Source organism: Sphingomonas dokdonensis (assembly GCF_002197685.1).
In the GTDB taxonomy this organism is placed as follows: Bacteria; Pseudomonadota; Alphaproteobacteria; order Sphingomonadales; family Sphingomonadaceae; genus Sphingomonas; species Sphingomonas dokdonensis.
The window spans coordinates 278,537-295,157 of the sequence record NZ_NBBI01000001.1 but is presented as its reverse complement, the minus strand read 5'-3'; the positions used below and the strand labels follow the sequence as shown (position 1 = coordinate 295,157).

Here is a 16,621-nt window from a genome sequence, read left to right as displayed (position 1 = left end):
TTGGGCGCCATGTTTGGTCGCCTGATTCCCGCTCTTGCCGCCGCTTCGTGCGCGGCGCTGTCGCTTGCCGCTTGCGCCGCGTATCCCGCAACGCCCCCTGCCCTGCCGCCCGCCACGGCGCCGGCGCCCTATGCGGCGGCGAGCGCGCAAACGGAGGCGCGGGCGCCGGTCACGATCCTGGTCAGCATCGACGGGTTCCGCTGGGACTATCTGACGCGCGGGATAACGCCGAACCTGTCGCGGCTGGCCGCGGGCGGCGTGTCGGGGCCGATGCGGCCGTCCTTTCCGTCCAAGACGTTCCCTAATCACTGGACGCTGGTGACGGGGCTGCGTCCCGATCGCCACGGTATAACCGCCAATTCGATGGAGGATCCCGCCCGTCCCGGCGAAACCTTCACCATGGCCACCGAAGATCCCTTCTGGTGGAACGCCGCCGAGCCGATCTGGGTGAGCGCCGAGCGCGCGGGCATCCGCACCGCATCGATGTACTGGCCGGGCTCCACCGTTGCCTGGGGCGGTACGCGCGCGGCGGAATGGCCGAACACGATCACCGGTGGCACGCGGCCGAGCGATTGGCAGGCATTCAGCCAGCAGATGCCAGGCGAGAACCGCGTGCGGCAGGTGATCGACTGGCTGCGCCGACCGACGGCGATCCGCCCGCGCTTCGTCACCACCTATTTCGACGTGGTGGATACCGAGGGGCATCGCGCCGGGCCGGATTCGCCCGAAGTGCAGGCGGCGATCGCCGAGGTCGATCGCCAGATCGGCGAACTGGTGGCGGGTCTCGCCGACCTGCGCCAGCCGGCCAATCTGGTGATCGTCGCCGACCATGGCATGGCCGCCACCTCCAGCGAGCGGGTTGTGCCGCTGGATCGGATCGTCTCGGCAAGCGACGCGCGGATCGTCGAGAGCGGACCTTATGCCACCTTCGAACCGCTGCCGGGGCGCGAGGGGGCGGTCGCGGCGGCGCTGCTGAAGCCGCACCCGCACATGGAATGCTGGCGCAAGGAGAATATCCCTGTCCGGTTTCATTACGGCACTAATCCGCGCATCCCGGCCTTTTTGTGCCTCGCCGAAGATGGCTGGGAGCTGCTGAAGACCGCGCCGACCCAAAGCTATGCGCGCGGCACCCACGGCTTTGATCCACTCGGCCCCAGCATGCGGGCGCTATTCATCGCCAATGGTCCGGCATTCGCGCACGGACGCCAGCTGCCGGTTTTCGACAATGTTGCGGTGACGCCGCTGCTTCGCACATTGCTCGGCCTGCCGGGCGACCCTAGGCTGGACGGAACGGACGCGGTGTTTCGACCCGTGCTGCGCCGATAAGGGGAGAGAGCATGCAATATTTCGAAGATATCGCCGTTGGGGCGAAGGCGAGCTTCGGTAGCTATCATGTGACGCGCGAGGAGGTGATGGACTTCGCCTCGCGCTACGATCCCCAGCCCTTTCACCTGTCGGACGAGGCGGCGGCGCAGACGCATTTCGGCCGCATCTCGGCAAGCGGGTGGCATACCTGCGCGATGGTGATGTCGATGATCGTCGCCAATTTGAAGAACAACAAGCAGGCGGGCCTTGGTTCACCGGGTGTCGATGAACTCCGCTGGCTGAAACCGGTATATCCGGGCGATACGCTGCGCTGCGAAACCGAGGTGATCGAGAAGCGCCAGTCGCAGTCGCGGCCCGAGATGGGAATCTTCAAAAGCCGCATGACGGTGTTCAACCAGGACAACGTGGCCGTCATGTCGATGATCTCGAACGGGCTGATCGCCACTCGGCCGACCAGCTAGGCCGGCCGAGCAACGCTCAGCCTGCTATTACCGCGGGCGGTTGTTGCCGCGCGGTTCTGCGCCGCGGCCGCCGCTGCGGTTAAAGCCACCACCACGGTTAAAGCCACCACCACGGTTGAAGCCGGGGTTGCGGTTCACGCCCGGCATACGCGTGGCGCGCGGCTGGCGTGGCGTACGGATGCCGTCGGCGCGGTTCTCTCGGCGAAGGTCGCGATAGTCCTGCCGGACGTCACGACGGAACTCGCGGCGGGCGTCGCGCCGCCCTTCGCGGAACTGCTCGCGGTTGATCGCACCATTGCGATAGTCCCGGCGGTTATCGCGCAGGTCGCCGCGATAGTCACGACGCTCGGCACGATAATCGCGGCGGAAGTCGTTCCAGTTGGCGCGCGCGCCCGGGCGGTTCCAGCCGGGGCGCGACTGCCAATAGCGCTGCTGCGCGTTGTTCCAGCGATGCGGTCGACGGAACCGGTCGTACACGTACACGCCGGTGCCGGGATAATAGAAGTCGTTATACCAGCCGAAGGTGTTGCCAAAGCCAACGCCGCCGTATCCCGGCGCGCCATAGCCATAGCCGCCCCAGCCGGCGTCGGCATAATAAGGATCGGCATAATAGCCCGAGCCGTAGCCAAGCGAAGCGCCGCCATAGCCGTAGCCATCGGTGCAGGCCGCGGTGCCGAAGGCGAGGCCGCCGAGTAAAGAGATCAGTCCGAGGCGCTTGAAGATCATCGTCCAACTCCCGCACAATGGAGAAGCGGCCGTTACGCGCCGCGGTGTTTTCAGAACGAGATCAATAAAGCGAAGTTCCTTAATGGCCCTGGAACGAAACCAGCGCGCTTACCTCTATACCGTCTTCGCGCAGCCGGTCAGCACCGCCAAGATCCGGCAGGTCGACGACGAACTGCGCTTGCGTCACTGTTGCGCCGGCTTTGCGCAACAAGCGGATGGCGGCGCGTGCCGTGCCGCCGGTCGCGATCAGATCGTCGACCAACAGGATGGTCGCCCCGGGCGCGCACGCATCGGCATGGATGGCGATACGATCGGTGCCATATTCCAGCGTATAATCCTCTGCGATCGTGGCGCCCGGCAACTTGCCATCCTTGCGGATAAGCAGGACACCGGCCTTCAGCGGCACCGCCAGCGCCGCAGCGAAGAGGAAGCCGCGCGCCTCGATGCCGGCGACGAGATCCACCGGTCCGTGCGTCGCAGCCGCCATACGCTCGATCGCGGTTGCCAAGCCTTTTGCATCGAGCAGCAGCGTGGTGATGTCGCGAAATTCGATACCTGGCTTGGGAAAGTCCGGGATGGTCCGGATGAGTGCCTTCAGATCCTCGTTGGCGTGGCCAAGATCGTCGCGTGCCGTGTGAGGCGGCTGGCTGTCGCTGCTGGTCATGGAATGGGTCATGCCCTGCGAGCCCGTGCCGGGCAACCACGTCGGCTGGAAACCACCACGCGAGTGAGGCGCAACGAAAAGGCCCCGCTCGCGGGCTGCGAACGGGGCCTTGTTCTAAGCCGTCAGATCGACGTGCGGGCGATCAGTGCTTCACGCCCCGCCACACGTTGCGATACGCCCCGATCGTCAGGAAGACGAAGATCGCGAGGAAGATCACCGTCGCCAGACCCGCGCCGTGACGCGATTCGAGGTTCGGTTCGGCTGTCCAGGTGAGGAAGGCGGCAACGTCGTTCGCCATCTGCTGCTTGGTCGGCTGCGTACCATCGTCATAGGTCACCTGCCCGTCCGACGTGAGCGGCGGCGGCATGGCGATGTTGAGGTTGGCGAAATACGGGTTGTAGTGCAGCCCCGTCGGCGTCTTGGCGTCCGGGAACTTGCGCAGCAGCTCGGCCGGCTGGTTCTGATAACCGGTCAGCAGCGAAGCGACGTAGTTCGCGCCATCGTGACGTGCCTTGGTCATCAGCGACAGATCGGGCGGCAGCGCGTTGTTGTTCGCGGCGCGTGCGGCCACTTCGTTCGGATACGGGCTCGGCACGCGATCCGACGGAATGTTCTTGCGCGTCGCGGCTTCGCCCGTGTCCGGGTTCACGCTCGGCTGCTCGATCGGCCAAGCCTGAGCGAGCGCCTTCACCTGGCCCTCGCTGTAACCGAGCTGCTCGAAGTCGCGGAACGATACGAACTTCAGGCTGTGGCAGGCGGCGCAAACCTCCTGATACACCTTGAGGCCACGCTGCAGCTGCTGGCGATCGAACTTGCCGACCAGGCCCGCCGACGGAAGGTGGGCGTCCTTGGGATGCAAGTGGAACTCGTGTTCCGCGGTTTCCGGCGCCGGATCGGAGATCGCGGTCGAAACCGTCCCGAACAGCGCGATGCCGAGCACGAACACGAAACCCGCGCCGATCAGGAGTGCGATGGTACGAACCATTTTCTTCTATTTCCCCGTATCGGCTCAGTGCGCCAGCGCGGTTTGGGCAGGCGACGTCCCGCCATGCTTGGCGAGCACCGCTTCGGTGATCGAATTCGGCAGCGGGCGCGGACGCTCCGTACGCGAAACGAGCGGCAGGATGATCAGGAAGTGCGCGAAGTAATATGCCGTCGCGATCTGACCGATGATGACGTTGCGTGCCGATGCCTCTGCACCACCGATATACCCCAGGATCAGCACGTCGACGAGCAGGACGACGAGGAACCAGCGATAGGTCGGGCGATAGTTGGCCGAACGCACCGGCGACGAGTCCAACCACGGCAGGAAGAACAGCAGCAGGATCGAGCCGAACATCGCCAGCACGCCCCACAGCTTGCCCGTCAGGATGAAATCCGCGGTGAAGCTCTTCAGGATCGCGTAGAACGGCAGGAAGTACCATTCGGGCACGATGTGCGCAGGCGTCGAGAGCGGATTCGCCTCGATGTAATTGTCCGGGTGACCCAGCAGGTTCGGCGAGAAGAAGATCAGCGCGGCGAAGATCAGGAAGAACACCGCAACGCCGACACCGTCCTTGGCCGTGTAATACGGGTGGAACGGCACCGTGTCCTGTTCGCCCTTCACGTCAACGCCGGTCGGGTTGTTCGAACCCGGGATGTGCAGCGCCCAGATGTGCAGGATGATGACACCTGCGATCACGAACGGCAGCAGATAGTGCAGCGAGAAGAAGCGGTTCAGCGCGGCATTGTCCGGCGCATAGCCGCCCAGCAACAGGATGCGGATCGGCTCGCCAACCAACGGAATGGCCGAGAAGAAGCCAGTGATCACCTGCGCGCCCCAGAAGCTCATCTGGCCCCACGGCAGCACGTACCCCATGAAGGCGGTGGCCATCATGAGCAGGAAGATCACAACGCCGAGCAGCCACACCATCTCGCGCGGCGCCTTGTACGAGCCGTAATAAAGGCCGCGACCGATGTGGATATACACCACGGCGAGGAACATGGAGGCGCCGTTGGCGTGCGCATAACGCAGGAACCAGCCGCCGTTCACGTCGCGCATGATGTGCTCGACCGAGCCGAACGCGACCAGCGCGTTGGCGCCATAATGCATCGCCAGCACGATGCCGGTGACGATCTGGCACACCAGTGCGACGCCGGCGAGCACGCCGAAGTTCCAGAAATAGTTGAGGTTGCGCGGCACCGGATAGCCGGCGCCGACAGCGTTGTAGACGAGGCGCGGCAGCGGCAGCTTCTCGTCCATCCACCGCATCAGCGGCTGCTTTGGCTCATAATGCTTGGCCCAGGGAAAGCTCATCTCGTGCTACCTCAACCGACCGTCACGACAGTGTCGGACGTGAATGCGTAATCGGGAACGTGCAGGTTGCTCGGTGCAGGACCCTGGCGAATGCGACCGGCCGTATCATAGGCCGACCCGTGGCACGGGCAGAAATAACCGCCGAACGGCCCCTTGTTCTCGCCCTCGCCCGCGCCCAGCGGCACGCAGCCGAGGTGGGTGCAGACGCCCAGCGTGATGAGCCAGTTCTTCTTGCCGACCTTGGTGCGCTCTTCCAGCGTCTGCGGATCGCGCAGCGAGCTGACCGGCACCGCATCGGCCTCCGCAATCTCCTTGGGCGTCAGATTGCGCACAAACAGCGGCTGCTTGCGGAAGGTGGATTTGATCGCCTGCCCCGGCTCGATCTTGCTGATGTCGACCTCGGTCGTGGATAGCGCGAGCACGTCCGCCGACGGGTTCATCTGATTGATGAGCGGCAGAACGATGACGCCTGCGCCGACACCGGCCCAGGCCACGGCAGCGATATTGATGAAATCGCGGCGACGGGGATCATGCCCGTCCTCTTCATGACGGGCGGGATAATCGCCCGGAGTAACTGTGTTGTCGACCGTCGCCATTCACCAACCCTTGTCCAACCGGCCCCGGCGGGGAGCGCAAATGGAAAGAGCCTCCCCCGACGCCCGCCTGAAAACCCCCCTTTACCCGCGGGGTCGGCGGGTTGATAGCTGCGCACCCCCGCCCTGCCAATGGTGATTTTTGCCTTGGTTCATCCAGCCTTCATCCCGTTGGCGATGCTCGGGCAGGATAAAGGGCACCGATGCGCATCGCTTTGTTTGAGCCGGACATCGCCGGAAACGTCGGAACCATCGTGCGAACAGCCACATGTTTCGGCACCCCCGTCGACCTGATCGAGCCGATGGGCTTCCCCTGGAGCGACCGTGCATTTCGTCGATCGGCGATGGATTATGCCGGCTCAGCGCAGGTTACCCGCCACGCCGACTGGCAGGCTTTCAATGCCGCGCGGCACGGCCGGCTGATTCTCGCTACCACGCGCGGCGCCGTTGATCTGTGGGCGGCACGCTTTCAGCCCGATGACGTTCTGCTGTTCGGCAGCGAGAGCGCCGGCGTGCCCGACCATGTCCATGCCGCGGCGGATCTGGCGGTGCGCATCCCGCTTCAACCGGGCTTTCGCTCGCTCAACGTCGCGGTGAGCGCGGGCATCATGCTGGCCGAATCACTTCGACAGACAAGCGGCATGCGAGCGATCCCGTGAGAGGCCGAGGCTGACGTAGCGGCGATCGGCATCTCGACAGCCGGACCTGCCAGCCCGTATCAGCCCGCCATGATCACGCTGGACACCGAGCAAACCGTCGCCCGCACCTGGTTCGAGGAACTGCGCGATCGCATCTGCGCCGAGTTCGAGGCGATCGAGCGCGAGGCCGGGTCGACGGCCGCGTTCGTGTATACGCCGTGGGACCGCCACGACAGTTCGGGCGCGCCCGGCGGCGGCGGCGTGCGCGGGGTGATGAAGGGTCGCGTCTTCGAGAAGGTCGGCGTCAACGTGTCCACGGTGGGCGGCCGGTTCGAGGGCGAGTTCGGCAAGACAATTCACGGCGCGGCCGAGGATCCCAGCTTCTTTGCCACCGGGATCAGCCTGGTCGCGCATATGGCGAACCCGCATGTGCCGGCGGTGCACATGAACACGCGGTTCTTGGCGACTACCAAGCGGTGGTTCGGCGGCGGGGCGGATCTGAACCCGCCGCTGCCGATCGACGAGGACACGGACGACTTTCACGCCACGCTGAAAAACGCCTGCGACGCGCATGATGCCGCACATTACCCGCGGTTCAAGGAATGGGCGGACGAGTATTTCTACATTCCGCATCGCAAGGTGCATCGCGGTGTCGGCGGCATTTTCTACGATCACCTCGAGGGTGACTTCGCCGATAACTTTGCCTTCACCCAGGATGTCGGGCGTGCGTTTCTCGACGCTTATCCGCGAATCGTGCGTCGGCGCATGAACATGCCCTTCACCGATCAGGATATCGCGCAGCGCAACGAATGGCGCGGGCGCTATGCCGAATTCAACCTGGTGTATGATCGGGGCACGTTGTTCGGTCTGAAGACGGGCGGCAACATCGATGCGATCCTGATGAGCCTGCCCCCAGTCGCGACATGGGCCTGACCGCGGTTCCCGACGACCAGCTGGCGACGATCGTCACCACGCTGGAGATGACCCGCAAGCCGCCGTTGCGGCCGCTGCCGCCCTCGCCCTTTCGGCTGAACCGCTGGGCACGGCCGAGCGCCGACGCGTACCGCGCCTTGTTCCGCCGGATCGGCGCGCCGTGGCTGTGGTTTTCGCGGCTGGCGATGCCGGAGGATGACTTGCTGGCGATCATCCACGATCCGGCGATCGAGATCTATGCCGCCACCGATCCGAGGGGGATCGAGGTGGGCATGGTGGAGCTCGACTTTCGTCATGACGCTGCGTGCGAGCTATCCTATTTCGGCCTGATCCCCGAGCTGGCGGGGCATGGCCACGGGCGCTGGCTGATGAGCGAGGCGATGGCGCGCTGCTGGCGCCCCGGCGTAGCGCGCGTCGTGGTGCATACCTGCACGCTGGACCATCCGTCGGCGCTAAACTTCTATCGTGCACAGGGATTTGTCGCGATCAAGCGCACGGTCGAGACGTTTGCCGATCCGCGGATCGCCGGGTTGCTGCCGGCTGATCTCGCGCCTCACATCCCCTTGCTGGCGAACCGCCGGTAAGTCGCTACGCCGAGCATCAGCAATCCGACATTGTAGATCGTACCGGCGCCCGACAGGAGCGCCGCGACCAGCGCGATCAGGAACGGATTGTCGTGCCCGGGCTGACGCAGCCAGGCATCGAACGAGAACAGCGGGCTGATCGCCAGCCATTGCGCCATAAACAGCATCACCACCGCGCCCAGCGCCGCCCAACCGACCGGCGCCGTCAACCGCCAGCTGCGGCCGAGTGCGCGTGCGGCGCTCTGCGCGCTCTCCCCTGCCACGACCGGCACGGCCGCGATCAGCCGCGCCTGCAGATACAGGCCGGGCAGGATGAAAAGCCACATGCCAAGGCCCACCGGAATGGCGACGAGCAGGTTGAGCAGGACGAACCGCCCAAGACGGCGCATCACCACGGCGAGGCTTTCGTTCACCGTCAGGCGGCCGGGCACCACGAGCAGCACGGCGATGGCGGCGAGGCCCACCATGCCGACCACATCCGCCAGCAAATACCAGATGGCGTTGCCCTGCCCCCAGATCGACACCGCCTCCACCCAACGTGTCATCACCGCTTCGTCGGACGGCTGCGCGGGCAGCGGCGGCATGGGATCGCACAGCAGCTGGACCGCAAGTGCCGGCAAGAAAATCAGCGCGCCGGCCAGCGCGAGCACGAGTTCGGCCTCCCGCCGGAAGACGGCCCAGCCATCCGCCAGCAGGCGGGCAAAGGTAATGGTCATGCCGGGTCGTGCGCCTCTTGCGCGGCGAGGTAGAATTGTGCCGCAAAGACCGCCTGTAGAACGCTGAACGCCGCGGTGACCAGCGCCGTCGCCAAAGCAACGGCCAGCGCCACGACCGTTGCGCCGTTACTGCCGGCAAGCAAGCGTGCGACGATGCCGATCACCGACGTCGCTGCCGTCAGGACCACCAGGAACACCACCACGTAAAGGATCAGCACGCCCATCAGCTTCATGCCCGTCCCGCGGGTCAGGACGAACGATCGCCGGATCGCACCGACGCCGCGACGTTCGTTCACGATCACCGCGCCCAGCGGCACCAGCCGTGCAGCAACCCACAGCATCACGGGCAACAGCACCAGAAAATACAGCAAGCCAAAGCCGAGCAGCACGAGGTTCACGCCCTCCTGCGAACCGGCCAGTCGCGCCTGCGCCAGATCGAAGCGCGCCATGCCCAGCAGCACCGCACCGGGCAGAACCGCCAAGCCAAATGCCAGGCCAACGACCAGCGACACGCCGATGAACGGGCCGAGCCGGGCGCGCCCAGCGGCGAGCGCCGCCTCCCGATCGACCGCCGGATCGCTCGCCACCGCCGTCATCGCGATCATCGCCATCGACGCGGCGAGGAATACGATCAGCGACACCGCCAGCTGCGCAGATCGCAGGCCGAATGACGTACCCTCGACCGTCTCCAATGCCGCCTGGACGACCGGCGGGACGATCATCAGCAGAAACGCCAGGGTCAGCAGGATGCCGAGCCGCCCTGCAATCACGCGCATCGTGCGATCCCAAATCTCGCCAATGCTGATCATGGTCTATCTTGCCTATATTTCATGGCCGGGACGCTACCCGATCGGGTGGCAGCTTGCCAATCGCCTCCGCCCGCCACATCTGCCGTTGGGTGACCGACATCCACGATATCGAATGGCGGACGAGCCCTGGGCTGACCGATTATGCCGCAGCGCTTGCCGAAATGGAGGCGCGGGCCAACGCCGTTTCGGCGGGCAGTGCGGGCGAGCTGGTCTGGTTGCTGGAACATCCGCCGGTTTATACCGCCGGCACCAGTGCCGATAGCGCGGAGCTGATCGACCCGCGCTTTCCGGTGGTCGCGGCGGGACGCGGCGGACGGTACACCTATCATGGGCCTGGTCAGCGGATCGGCTATCTGGTGCTGAACCTCGCCAAGCGCGGGCGCGACGTGCGCTGCTACGTCCATGCGCTGGAAGGCTGGGTGATCGCCGCGCTGGGCGAAATGGGCATTTCCGCTTTTCGCGCGCCGGGCCGCGTCGGCATCTGGACGCATGATGCAAGCGGGCAGGAGGCGAAGATCGGCGCGATCGGCGTGCGCGTGCGCCGCTGGATCACCATGCACGGCTTCTCGGTGAACCTGTCGCCGGACCTGTCGCACTTCGGCGGGATCGTGCCGTGCGGCCTCGCCGAATACCCCGTTACAAGCGCGCAGGCGCTGGGCGCGAGCCATGCCATGGAAACCTTTGACGCCGCGCTGGCGTTAACGTCCGGCGCTTTCCTCGATAGCCTTACTTGTGAGCGTGAAAACGAGGCTTGAGGGGGCGGCGTTCTGTGACTAATATCCACTCTGATTTGGGTATTAAGGATCCGTCCGCCGTCCAAATCCACTTTCTAGGGAGCTTTCCATGCGTGCTATCTCGAAGATCCTGGCTGGTTCGGCCATTGCCGCAGCTGCACTCGCCGTTTCGGCTTGCGGCTCGCAGACCGAAACCACGGTCGACAACACCACCATCACCGACATGAACGCGACCGAGGGCATGGACACCATGACCGACAACATGACGGCGGTTGACGGCGCAATGAACGACGGCATGATGGCGAACGACACCATGATGTCGAACGACATGATGATGATGAACTCCACGAACGCGATGTAATCGTCGCTTCGATTTATCGGAGTTCAAGGGGCTGCCCGGGCGACCGGGCGGCCCTTTTCGTGTCTGCCGCTCGTCGTAGCGCCCGAATGTGCGATCGAGATGACGAACGGTCTTGGCGGATTCCGAGAAAACGCGTATGAATCCCGCACGTTGCGTCGGGGGAATATCATGAGAATGGTTGGGTTGCGGTTCGTCGGGCTTGGCTTGGCAGCAGCCGCGATGGTGGGATCGGCACCTGCATCCGCACAATTTTTCATGAAGTCCAAGGATTTGTCCGGCACTGTTGTGCGCGGGGATGAACCGGGCATCGCGCAGCCGCTGCCGGGCGCGACCGAAAAGGAAGTAAAGGCCGGGCTGGCCTGGACGCTGCGCGCGGCGCTGAACGTCGCGGCGCTGCAATGCCAGTTCGAGCCGACGCTGCTTGCCGTGGACAATTACAACGCCGTGCTGACCGATCATCGCGCGGAGTTGAAGGACACCTACGACACGCTGACCGCCTATTTCAAACGCACCAACGCCAGCGCCAAGGCCGGCCAGTCGGCGCTCGATCAGTTCGGTACGCGTACCTATTCCAGCTTCAACGCCGTGTCGTCGCAGTATAATTTCTGCCAGACGGCGGCGAAGATCGGGCGTGCTTCGCTCTACACGCCGCGCGGCAGCTTCGGCACGCTGGCGCAGGAAAAGATGCGCGAGCTGCGCAACAGCCTGTCGCCATGGGGCGAGCAGTTGTTCCCGCGCTCGTTCCATGCGAGCTCGCGCGTGCCCAACCTCGATAATGTTTGCTGGTCAAAGCGCGGCGAGTGGCAGACGAAAAAGTGTGGCGCACTCGATTTCCCGGAGCCGATCGCCGCTGTGAGCCTCGCGCAACGCTGATCTGCTGCGGCCGGCGCGAATACGCACCAGCCGCCTAGACCGCGCGCTTTTCAGAACGGCGGGTGCAGGGCGCCCGCCCCCCTCGCTCGTGATCGCCTAGTCTACCGCCACAAAGGCGTTTGCCGCGCGATCTTTGCGCACTCGCAGTCCGTCAAAGATCGTCCCGTTCATCGCGATCCACACGCCGGGTGCGGCGACTTGCGCCGTCGCAAGCGCCATGCCGAGGTTGAAGGTCGCATCGCTCTCGGCGAAACGCGCCGGCGCCAGTGCACCGACCAGCACGATCGTCTTGCCCCGAAGCCCGGCCAGCGCCTGCGCCGTATGCGTCATCGTATCGGTGCCGTGCGTGATGATGACGCGGCGCTCGGGCGCATCCGCCACCGTCTGAGCGATCAGCGCACGGTCGTCATCGGTCAGTTCCAGACTGTCCTTTCGTAGCACCTCGGCCACGCGATACGGCAGCTTTACCTGAGCGGTGCGAAGCACGCGATCCACCACGCTTTCGCCGATCTGATAGGTGCTCAGCGCATCGAAATAGAGCTTGTCGATCGTCCCACCGGTGGTGAGGATCAGCACGTCGGACACGGCGGCATTCTCCTTTGCTGCAACGACGCGCGCCATAGCGTGTTCGCCGCCGAGCGAAAGAGGGAGCCGTCAGGCCGCGATGCGTGCTCGCGCCTCGGGGTTGGAGAACTCCAGGCTGTTGTCGACCGAGCCAAAACGCAGCGCCATCACGTCGAGCGCGTAGTTCTGGTTGAGGCGCCAGGGCTTCTTGTTGCCCTGTTTCGGCAGGCGGTCGGCGACGCGCTGGATGTAGCCGGAGCTGAAGTCGACGAAGGGCTCTTCGGTGATCGCCTCATCGCCGACGCGCGGCGTGATCTGGCGCATGCCGCGCTTCTTCATCGTGTTGAGCAGGCGGCACAGGTACATCGCGACAAGATCGGCCTTCAGCGTCCAGGAGGCGTTGGTGTAGCCGAAGGTGAACGACAGGTTCGGGATGTCAGAGAACATCATTCCCTTATATTGCAGGGCCTTGCCAAGGTTCTTTTGCTCGCCGTCGACGATCGGCTCGATGCCGCTCAGCAGCTTCACCTCAAGCCCGGTGGCGGTGACGACCACATCCGCGGGCAGTTCCTGGCCCGACGCGAGGCGGATTCCGCCGGGTGTGAAGCGATCGATCGTGTCGGTGACGACGCTCGCCTTGCCGGCCTTGATCGTGTCGAACAGGTCGGCGTCGGGGACCAGGCAGAGGCGCTGGTCCCAAGGGTTATAGCGCGGCGTGAAATGAGTGCCGACGTCGTAGTCGGGACCGAGATGCTCGCGCACGCCATCGAGCAGCTTCTGCTTCACCTTTTCCGGCTGGCGCCGCGTCATGCGATAGAAGATCATACCGAAAAGCACGTTCTTCCAGCGCGTTACGCCGTAGGCCGCCTTGCTCGGCAGCTTGGCGCGCAGCCAATTGGCGAGCGCGTCCTGGCCTGGGCGGGAGACGACATAGGTGGGCGAGCGCTGCAGCATGGTGACGTTGGCGGCGGTTTTTGCCATTTCGGGGACCAACGTGACGGCGGTGGCGCCGCTGCCGATCACGACGACGTTCTTGCCCGAATAGTCGAGATCCTCCGGCCAGAATTGCGGGTGGACCAGCCTGCCTTCGAACACGTTTTGGCCTTCGAAGTGCGGGGTATGGCCTTTTTCGTAATCGTAATAGCCAGAACACATGTGGAGGAACGAGCAGGTGAAGGTGGTCTCGCCGTCAGGCCCGTCCACCCGGACCGTCCAGCGCGCATCGGGGGTCGACCATTCCATGCCGACGACGCGATGGCCGAAGCGGATGTGGCGATCGATGGCGCCATCGCGCGCGGTGTCCTCGATATATTCCTTGATCGAGGGGCCGTCGGCGATCGCTTTCGCCTTGGTCCACGGCCGGAAGTTATAGCCCAGCGTATGCATGTCGCTGTCCGAGCGGATGCCGGGATAGCGGAAGAGATCCCAGGTGCCGCCGATCGCCTGCCGCGCCTCGAGGATCAGGTAGCTGCGATCGGGGCAGCGCTGTTGCAGATGATGCGCCGCGCCGATGCCGGACAACCCCGCCCCGACGATGATAACGTCGACATGCTCGCTCATGGACGATCCTCTCTTTTGCGCGAGCCTAACGCATCGAAAGAGGTCGGGAAAGAAGCGAACTTACCCTTGTGTCAGTAATTCGCCGGTCAGAGCGTCCAGATCATGACATTGGCGACCAGCACGATCGCCATGACGATCATCAGCCAGCCGCGCTTCGCATCGCTGCCGGTGCGGATCAGCCAGCCGCCACCCAGCACGCAGGCGAAGGCAGCGAGCATGGCGATGGCTGGCGCGGCGTTGGCGATCATATCCATGGCGCGGCTCTAGCGCCGACGCCGGCATCGGCAAAGCCGGCGACCTCCGCCGTTTGTCTGCCGGCGTTCGTCAGCCGGCGATTGCCAGGGCGTAAGCCGCAATGTCGACGTTCCCGCCCGACAGGATCACCGCGAGGCCCGGTGCCGGCGCGACATGCCCGGCCAGCACGGCGGCAAGCCCCACCGCCCCGCCCGGCTCGACGACCAGCCGCAGGCGCTCGGCCGCCCAACGCTGCGCAGCAGCGATTTCTGCCTCCGACACCGCCACGCCGGTCGCATCGCGGCGCGAGAGCACGTCGAAGGTGAGCGGCGACACTTGCTTGGTCATCAGCGCATCGCAGCTGGTGGGCGGGGGCGAATCGCCGACCGGTAGGATCCAGCTTGCCTCCAGACTGCGGCGCATGTCGTCCCACCCCTCGGGCTCGGTGACCGTGATCGCGGCATCCGGCAGCGCCAGCGCCACACCTGCCGACAGACCACCGCCGCCGCAGGGCACGACCACATGGCGCGGCGCGCCCAGGCCCGCCGCCTCCATCTGCGCGGCAAGCTCGATCCCGGCCGACCCCTGCCCCTCGATCACCCAGGCGTCGTCGAAGCTGGGCACCAGGGTGGCGCCGCGTGCCTCGGCCAGCCGCGCCGCGATCTGTTCGCGCGACTCCGTATGGCGATCGTAGCTGACCACCTCGGCGCCGAGCGCCAGCGTCCCCTCGACCTTTGCGCGCGGCGCGTCGGCGGGCATGACGATGATCGCCGGCATGCCGAGCCGCTTGGCCGCCCAGGCGACCCCCTGCGCGTGATTGCCGCTGGAAAACGCAACCACGCCGCGCGTGCGTGCGTTGGGATCAAGAGCGGTCAGTCGGTGCCATGCGCCGCGTATCTTGAACGCACCGATCGGCTGTAGCGATTCTGCCTTGAAGGCAACGGGTACGCCCTTGATTTCCGCGGTGAAAAGCGGCGTTGGTGGAAGAATGGCGGCGACCTTTGCCGCCGCGTCGCGCACCCCGGCGCGTGTGGGTTGTCGTACAATTGTCACGGCCCGTCCTTGCCGCAATTTCGGGCGGCCGAAAACACACTTTACACGGGGGGTCGCCGACCCTAAGTGCGCGCCTCCGCTGCCCCATGGGACTTCCACCGCAAGGCAGTGATTTCGTCAACTGAAGACCGGGGCTTCGTCCCCTGGCATTGGAGGTCCCTTGAATTGCACCAGGAAGATCGCGCGCTGGGGCTAGCGCCCCAAACGACCGATACCCGTGACATGGTCGCGGGCGCCATCGACATCGCACAGGGCAAGCCGGTTCAGCCGATCACGCTCGTGCGTCCACACGCTGCGGCACGCGCTGCTCGGTTCTTCGTGGAGAAGTTCCCGGGCCGCTCAATGTATGCCGTGAAGGCCAATCCGTCCCCCGAGCTGATCCAGATCCTCTGGGACAACGGCATCACGCATTTCGACGTCGCCTCGATCGCCGAGGTGCGGCTCGTCGCACGCACGCTGCCGGACGCCACCTTGTGCTTCATGCATCCGGTGAAGGCCGAGGAAGCGATTGCCGAGGCGTATTTCACGCATGGCGTTCGGACGTTCAGCCTCGATTCGCTCGAAGAGCTTGAAAAGATTATGCGGGCGACGCGCAATGCGTCGGACCTGACGCTGTGCGTCCGGCTGCGCGTGTCGTCCGAGCACTCGAAGCTCAGCCTCGCGTCGAAGTTCGGCGTGGCACCGCACGAAGCGAAGCCGCTGCTGTTCGCCGCCCGCCAGGCGGCCGATGCGCTCGGCATCTGCTTCCATGTCGGCAGCCAGGCGATGACGCCCGAAGCCTATTCGGACGCCATGGAGCGCGTGCGCGCAGCGATCGTGGATGCGGCCGTGACGGTTGACGTGATCGACGTAGGCGGCGGTTTCCCGTCGTCCTACCCCGACATGGCGCCCCCGCCGCTGGAGCATTATTTCGAGACGATCCACCGCGCGTTCGAGAGCCTGCCGATCAGCTATTCGGCCGAGCTGTGGGCGGAGCCGGGCCGTGCGTTGTGCGCCGAGTACAGCAGCGTCGTCGTGCGCGTGGAAAAGCGCCGCGGCAACGAGCTGTATATCAACGACGGCGCCTATGGCGCGCTGTTCGATGCGGCGCATATCGGCTGGCGCTTCCCGGTGACGTTGCTGCGCGAGCCGCAGTCGACCGTGCGCGATCATCCGTTCTCGTTCTATGGCCCGACCTGCGACGACCTCGACCATATGGCAGGCCCGTTCCTGCTGCCGGCGGACGTTCAGGCCGGCGATTATGTCGAGATCGGCATGCTGGGCGCCTATGGCTCGGCGATGCGCACGGCGTTCAACGGCTTCGGATCGGACGAGACGGTGATCGTCGAGGACGAGCCGATGGTGTCGCTGTACACCGAGGTGGAACGCGAAGCCGCGTCCAACGTCGTAAAGCTGTAACCGACTGCTTACATTGGAATAGACGGCGGTGCCCTGACGGGCGCCGCCGTCCCTACGGGTTTGCGCGTCCCCTCGAACGACGTGTGCCATCATGTGGG

20 protein-coding genes are annotated in these 16,621 nt (G+C 65.1%); 9 read left to right on the top strand and 11 right to left on the bottom strand.

The features are described 5' to 3' along the window. Window positions 1-9 precede the first annotated feature (9 nt). Window positions 10-1,326 carry an alkaline phosphatase family protein gene (locus tag SPDO_RS01390; protein ID WP_088365666.1) on the top strand — a complete coding sequence of 439 codons (1,317 nt, stop codon included), beginning with the start codon at window positions 10-12 and terminating at the stop codon, window positions 1,324-1,326. Between the two features lie 11 nt (window positions 1,327-1,337). Further along, entirely contained in the window at window positions 1,338-1,787 is a 450-nt protein-coding gene (locus SPDO_RS01385) for a MaoC family dehydratase (RefSeq protein WP_088365665.1), read from the top strand. A 27-nt stretch (window positions 1,788-1,814) separates the two neighbouring features. Here SPDO_RS01385 and SPDO_RS01380 read toward each other — a convergent pair whose 3' ends face one another. From SPDO_RS01380 to petA, 5 genes are all read right to left on the bottom strand, one after another. Beyond that, window positions 1,815-2,513 (bottom strand): hypothetical protein, encoded by a 699-nt coding sequence (locus SPDO_RS01380; protein ID WP_088365664.1) that lies wholly within the window; start codon window positions 2,511-2,513, stop codon window positions 1,815-1,817. A 79-nt stretch (window positions 2,514-2,592) separates the two neighbouring features. Then, entirely contained in the window at window positions 2,593-3,177 is a 585-nt protein-coding gene (locus tag SPDO_RS01375; RefSeq protein WP_088365663.1) for an adenine phosphoribosyltransferase, read from the bottom strand. Window positions 3,178-3,319: 142 nt separating this feature from the next. Continuing rightward, the gene (locus tag SPDO_RS01370) at window positions 3,320-4,162 is read right to left on the bottom strand and encodes a cytochrome c1 (protein ID WP_088365662.1); all 843 of its coding nucleotides are present in this window, start codon (window positions 4,160-4,162) and stop codon (window positions 3,320-3,322) included. Between the two features lie 24 nt (window positions 4,163-4,186). Further along, entirely contained in the window at window positions 4,187-5,473 is a 1,287-nt protein-coding gene (locus tag SPDO_RS01365) for a cytochrome b (protein WP_088365661.1), read from the bottom strand. An 11-nt stretch (window positions 5,474-5,484) separates the two neighbouring features. Continuing rightward, complete coding sequence (gene petA, locus SPDO_RS01360) at window positions 5,485-6,069, bottom strand: ubiquinol-cytochrome c reductase iron-sulfur subunit (RefSeq protein WP_088365660.1); 585 nt, start codon at window positions 6,067-6,069, stop codon at window positions 5,485-5,487. Between the two features lie 200 nt (window positions 6,070-6,269). Here petA and SPDO_RS01355 point away from each other — a divergent pair, with 200 nt between their 5' ends. The 3 genes from SPDO_RS01355 (at window position 6,270) to SPDO_RS01345 (ending at window position 8,221) form a co-directional block, all read left to right on the top strand. Beyond that, entirely contained in the window at window positions 6,270-6,725 is a 456-nt protein-coding gene (locus SPDO_RS01355) for a tRNA (cytidine(34)-2'-O)-methyltransferase (protein ID WP_088365659.1), read from the top strand. Window positions 6,726-6,794: 69 nt separating this feature from the next. Continuing rightward, on the top strand, window positions 6,795-7,637 hold the full coding sequence (gene hemF / locus SPDO_RS01350) for an oxygen-dependent coproporphyrinogen oxidase (protein WP_088365658.1): 843 nt from the start codon (window positions 6,795-6,797) through the stop codon (window positions 7,635-7,637). Next, the gene (locus tag SPDO_RS01345) at window positions 7,628-8,221 is read left to right on the top strand and encodes a GNAT family N-acetyltransferase (protein WP_088365657.1); all 594 of its coding nucleotides are present in this window, start codon (window positions 7,628-7,630) and stop codon (window positions 8,219-8,221) included. Before hemF ends, SPDO_RS01345 begins: the two co-directional genes overlap by 10 nt. Here SPDO_RS01345 and SPDO_RS01340 read toward each other — a convergent pair. Together SPDO_RS01340 and SPDO_RS01335 are read right to left on the bottom strand one after the other, a co-directional pair. After that, the gene (locus tag SPDO_RS01340) at window positions 8,191-8,937 is read right to left on the bottom strand and encodes a hypothetical protein (protein ID WP_088365656.1); all 747 of its coding nucleotides are present in this window, start codon (window positions 8,935-8,937) and stop codon (window positions 8,191-8,193) included. The genes SPDO_RS01345 and SPDO_RS01340 overlap by 31 nt on opposite strands. After that, a complete protein-coding gene (locus tag SPDO_RS01335; protein WP_088365655.1) occupies window positions 8,934-9,746 on the bottom strand; it encodes a hypothetical protein in 813 nt (270 codons plus the stop codon). The genes SPDO_RS01340 and SPDO_RS01335 overlap by 4 nt, the downstream gene beginning before the upstream one ends. Before the next feature lie 89 nt (window positions 9,747-9,835). On the opposite strand from SPDO_RS01335, the gene lipB reads away from it, so the two are divergent. The 3 genes from lipB to SPDO_RS01320 all read left to right on the top strand — a co-directional run bounded on the left by lipB (window position 9,836) and on the right by SPDO_RS01320 (window position 11,714). After that, window positions 9,836-10,501 carry a lipoyl(octanoyl) transferase LipB gene (gene lipB, locus SPDO_RS01330; RefSeq protein ID WP_088365654.1) on the top strand — a complete coding sequence of 222 codons (666 nt, stop codon included), beginning with the start codon at window positions 9,836-9,838 and terminating at the stop codon, window positions 10,499-10,501. Between the two features lie 88 nt (window positions 10,502-10,589). Beyond that, entirely contained in the window at window positions 10,590-10,841 is a 252-nt protein-coding gene (locus tag SPDO_RS01325; protein ID WP_088365653.1) for a hypothetical protein, read from the top strand. A gap of 174 nt (window positions 10,842-11,015) precedes the next feature. After that, on the top strand, window positions 11,016-11,714 hold the full coding sequence (locus SPDO_RS01320; protein WP_088365652.1) for a hypothetical protein: 699 nt from the start codon (window positions 11,016-11,018) through the stop codon (window positions 11,712-11,714). Between the two features lie 96 nt (window positions 11,715-11,810). Here SPDO_RS01320 and SPDO_RS01315 read toward each other — a convergent pair whose 3' ends face one another. The 4 genes from SPDO_RS01315 to SPDO_RS01305 form a co-directional block, all read right to left on the bottom strand. Further along, window positions 11,811-12,335 (bottom strand): asparaginase domain-containing protein, encoded by a 525-nt coding sequence (locus tag SPDO_RS01315; protein WP_088365651.1) that lies wholly within the window; start codon window positions 12,333-12,335, stop codon window positions 11,811-11,813. 33 nt (window positions 12,336-12,368) lie between these two features. Then, on the bottom strand, window positions 12,369-13,838 hold the full coding sequence (locus SPDO_RS01310; RefSeq protein WP_088365650.1) for a flavin-containing monooxygenase: 1,470 nt from the start codon (window positions 13,836-13,838) through the stop codon (window positions 12,369-12,371). A gap of 86 nt (window positions 13,839-13,924) precedes the next feature. Beyond that, a complete protein-coding gene (locus SPDO_RS16895; RefSeq protein ID WP_169716228.1) occupies window positions 13,925-14,092 on the bottom strand; it encodes a hypothetical protein in 168 nt (55 codons plus the stop codon). 70 nt (window positions 14,093-14,162) lie between these two features. Continuing rightward, window positions 14,163-15,125 (bottom strand): threonine ammonia-lyase, encoded by a 963-nt coding sequence (locus tag SPDO_RS01305; protein ID WP_211279969.1) that lies wholly within the window; start codon window positions 15,123-15,125, stop codon window positions 14,163-14,165. A 165-nt stretch (window positions 15,126-15,290) separates the two neighbouring features. On the opposite strand from SPDO_RS01305, the gene SPDO_RS01300 reads away from it, so the two are divergent. After that, entirely contained in the window at window positions 15,291-16,523 is a 1,233-nt protein-coding gene (locus tag SPDO_RS01300) for a type III PLP-dependent enzyme (protein WP_425441905.1), read from the top strand. Window positions 16,524-16,621 lie beyond the last annotated feature (98 nt).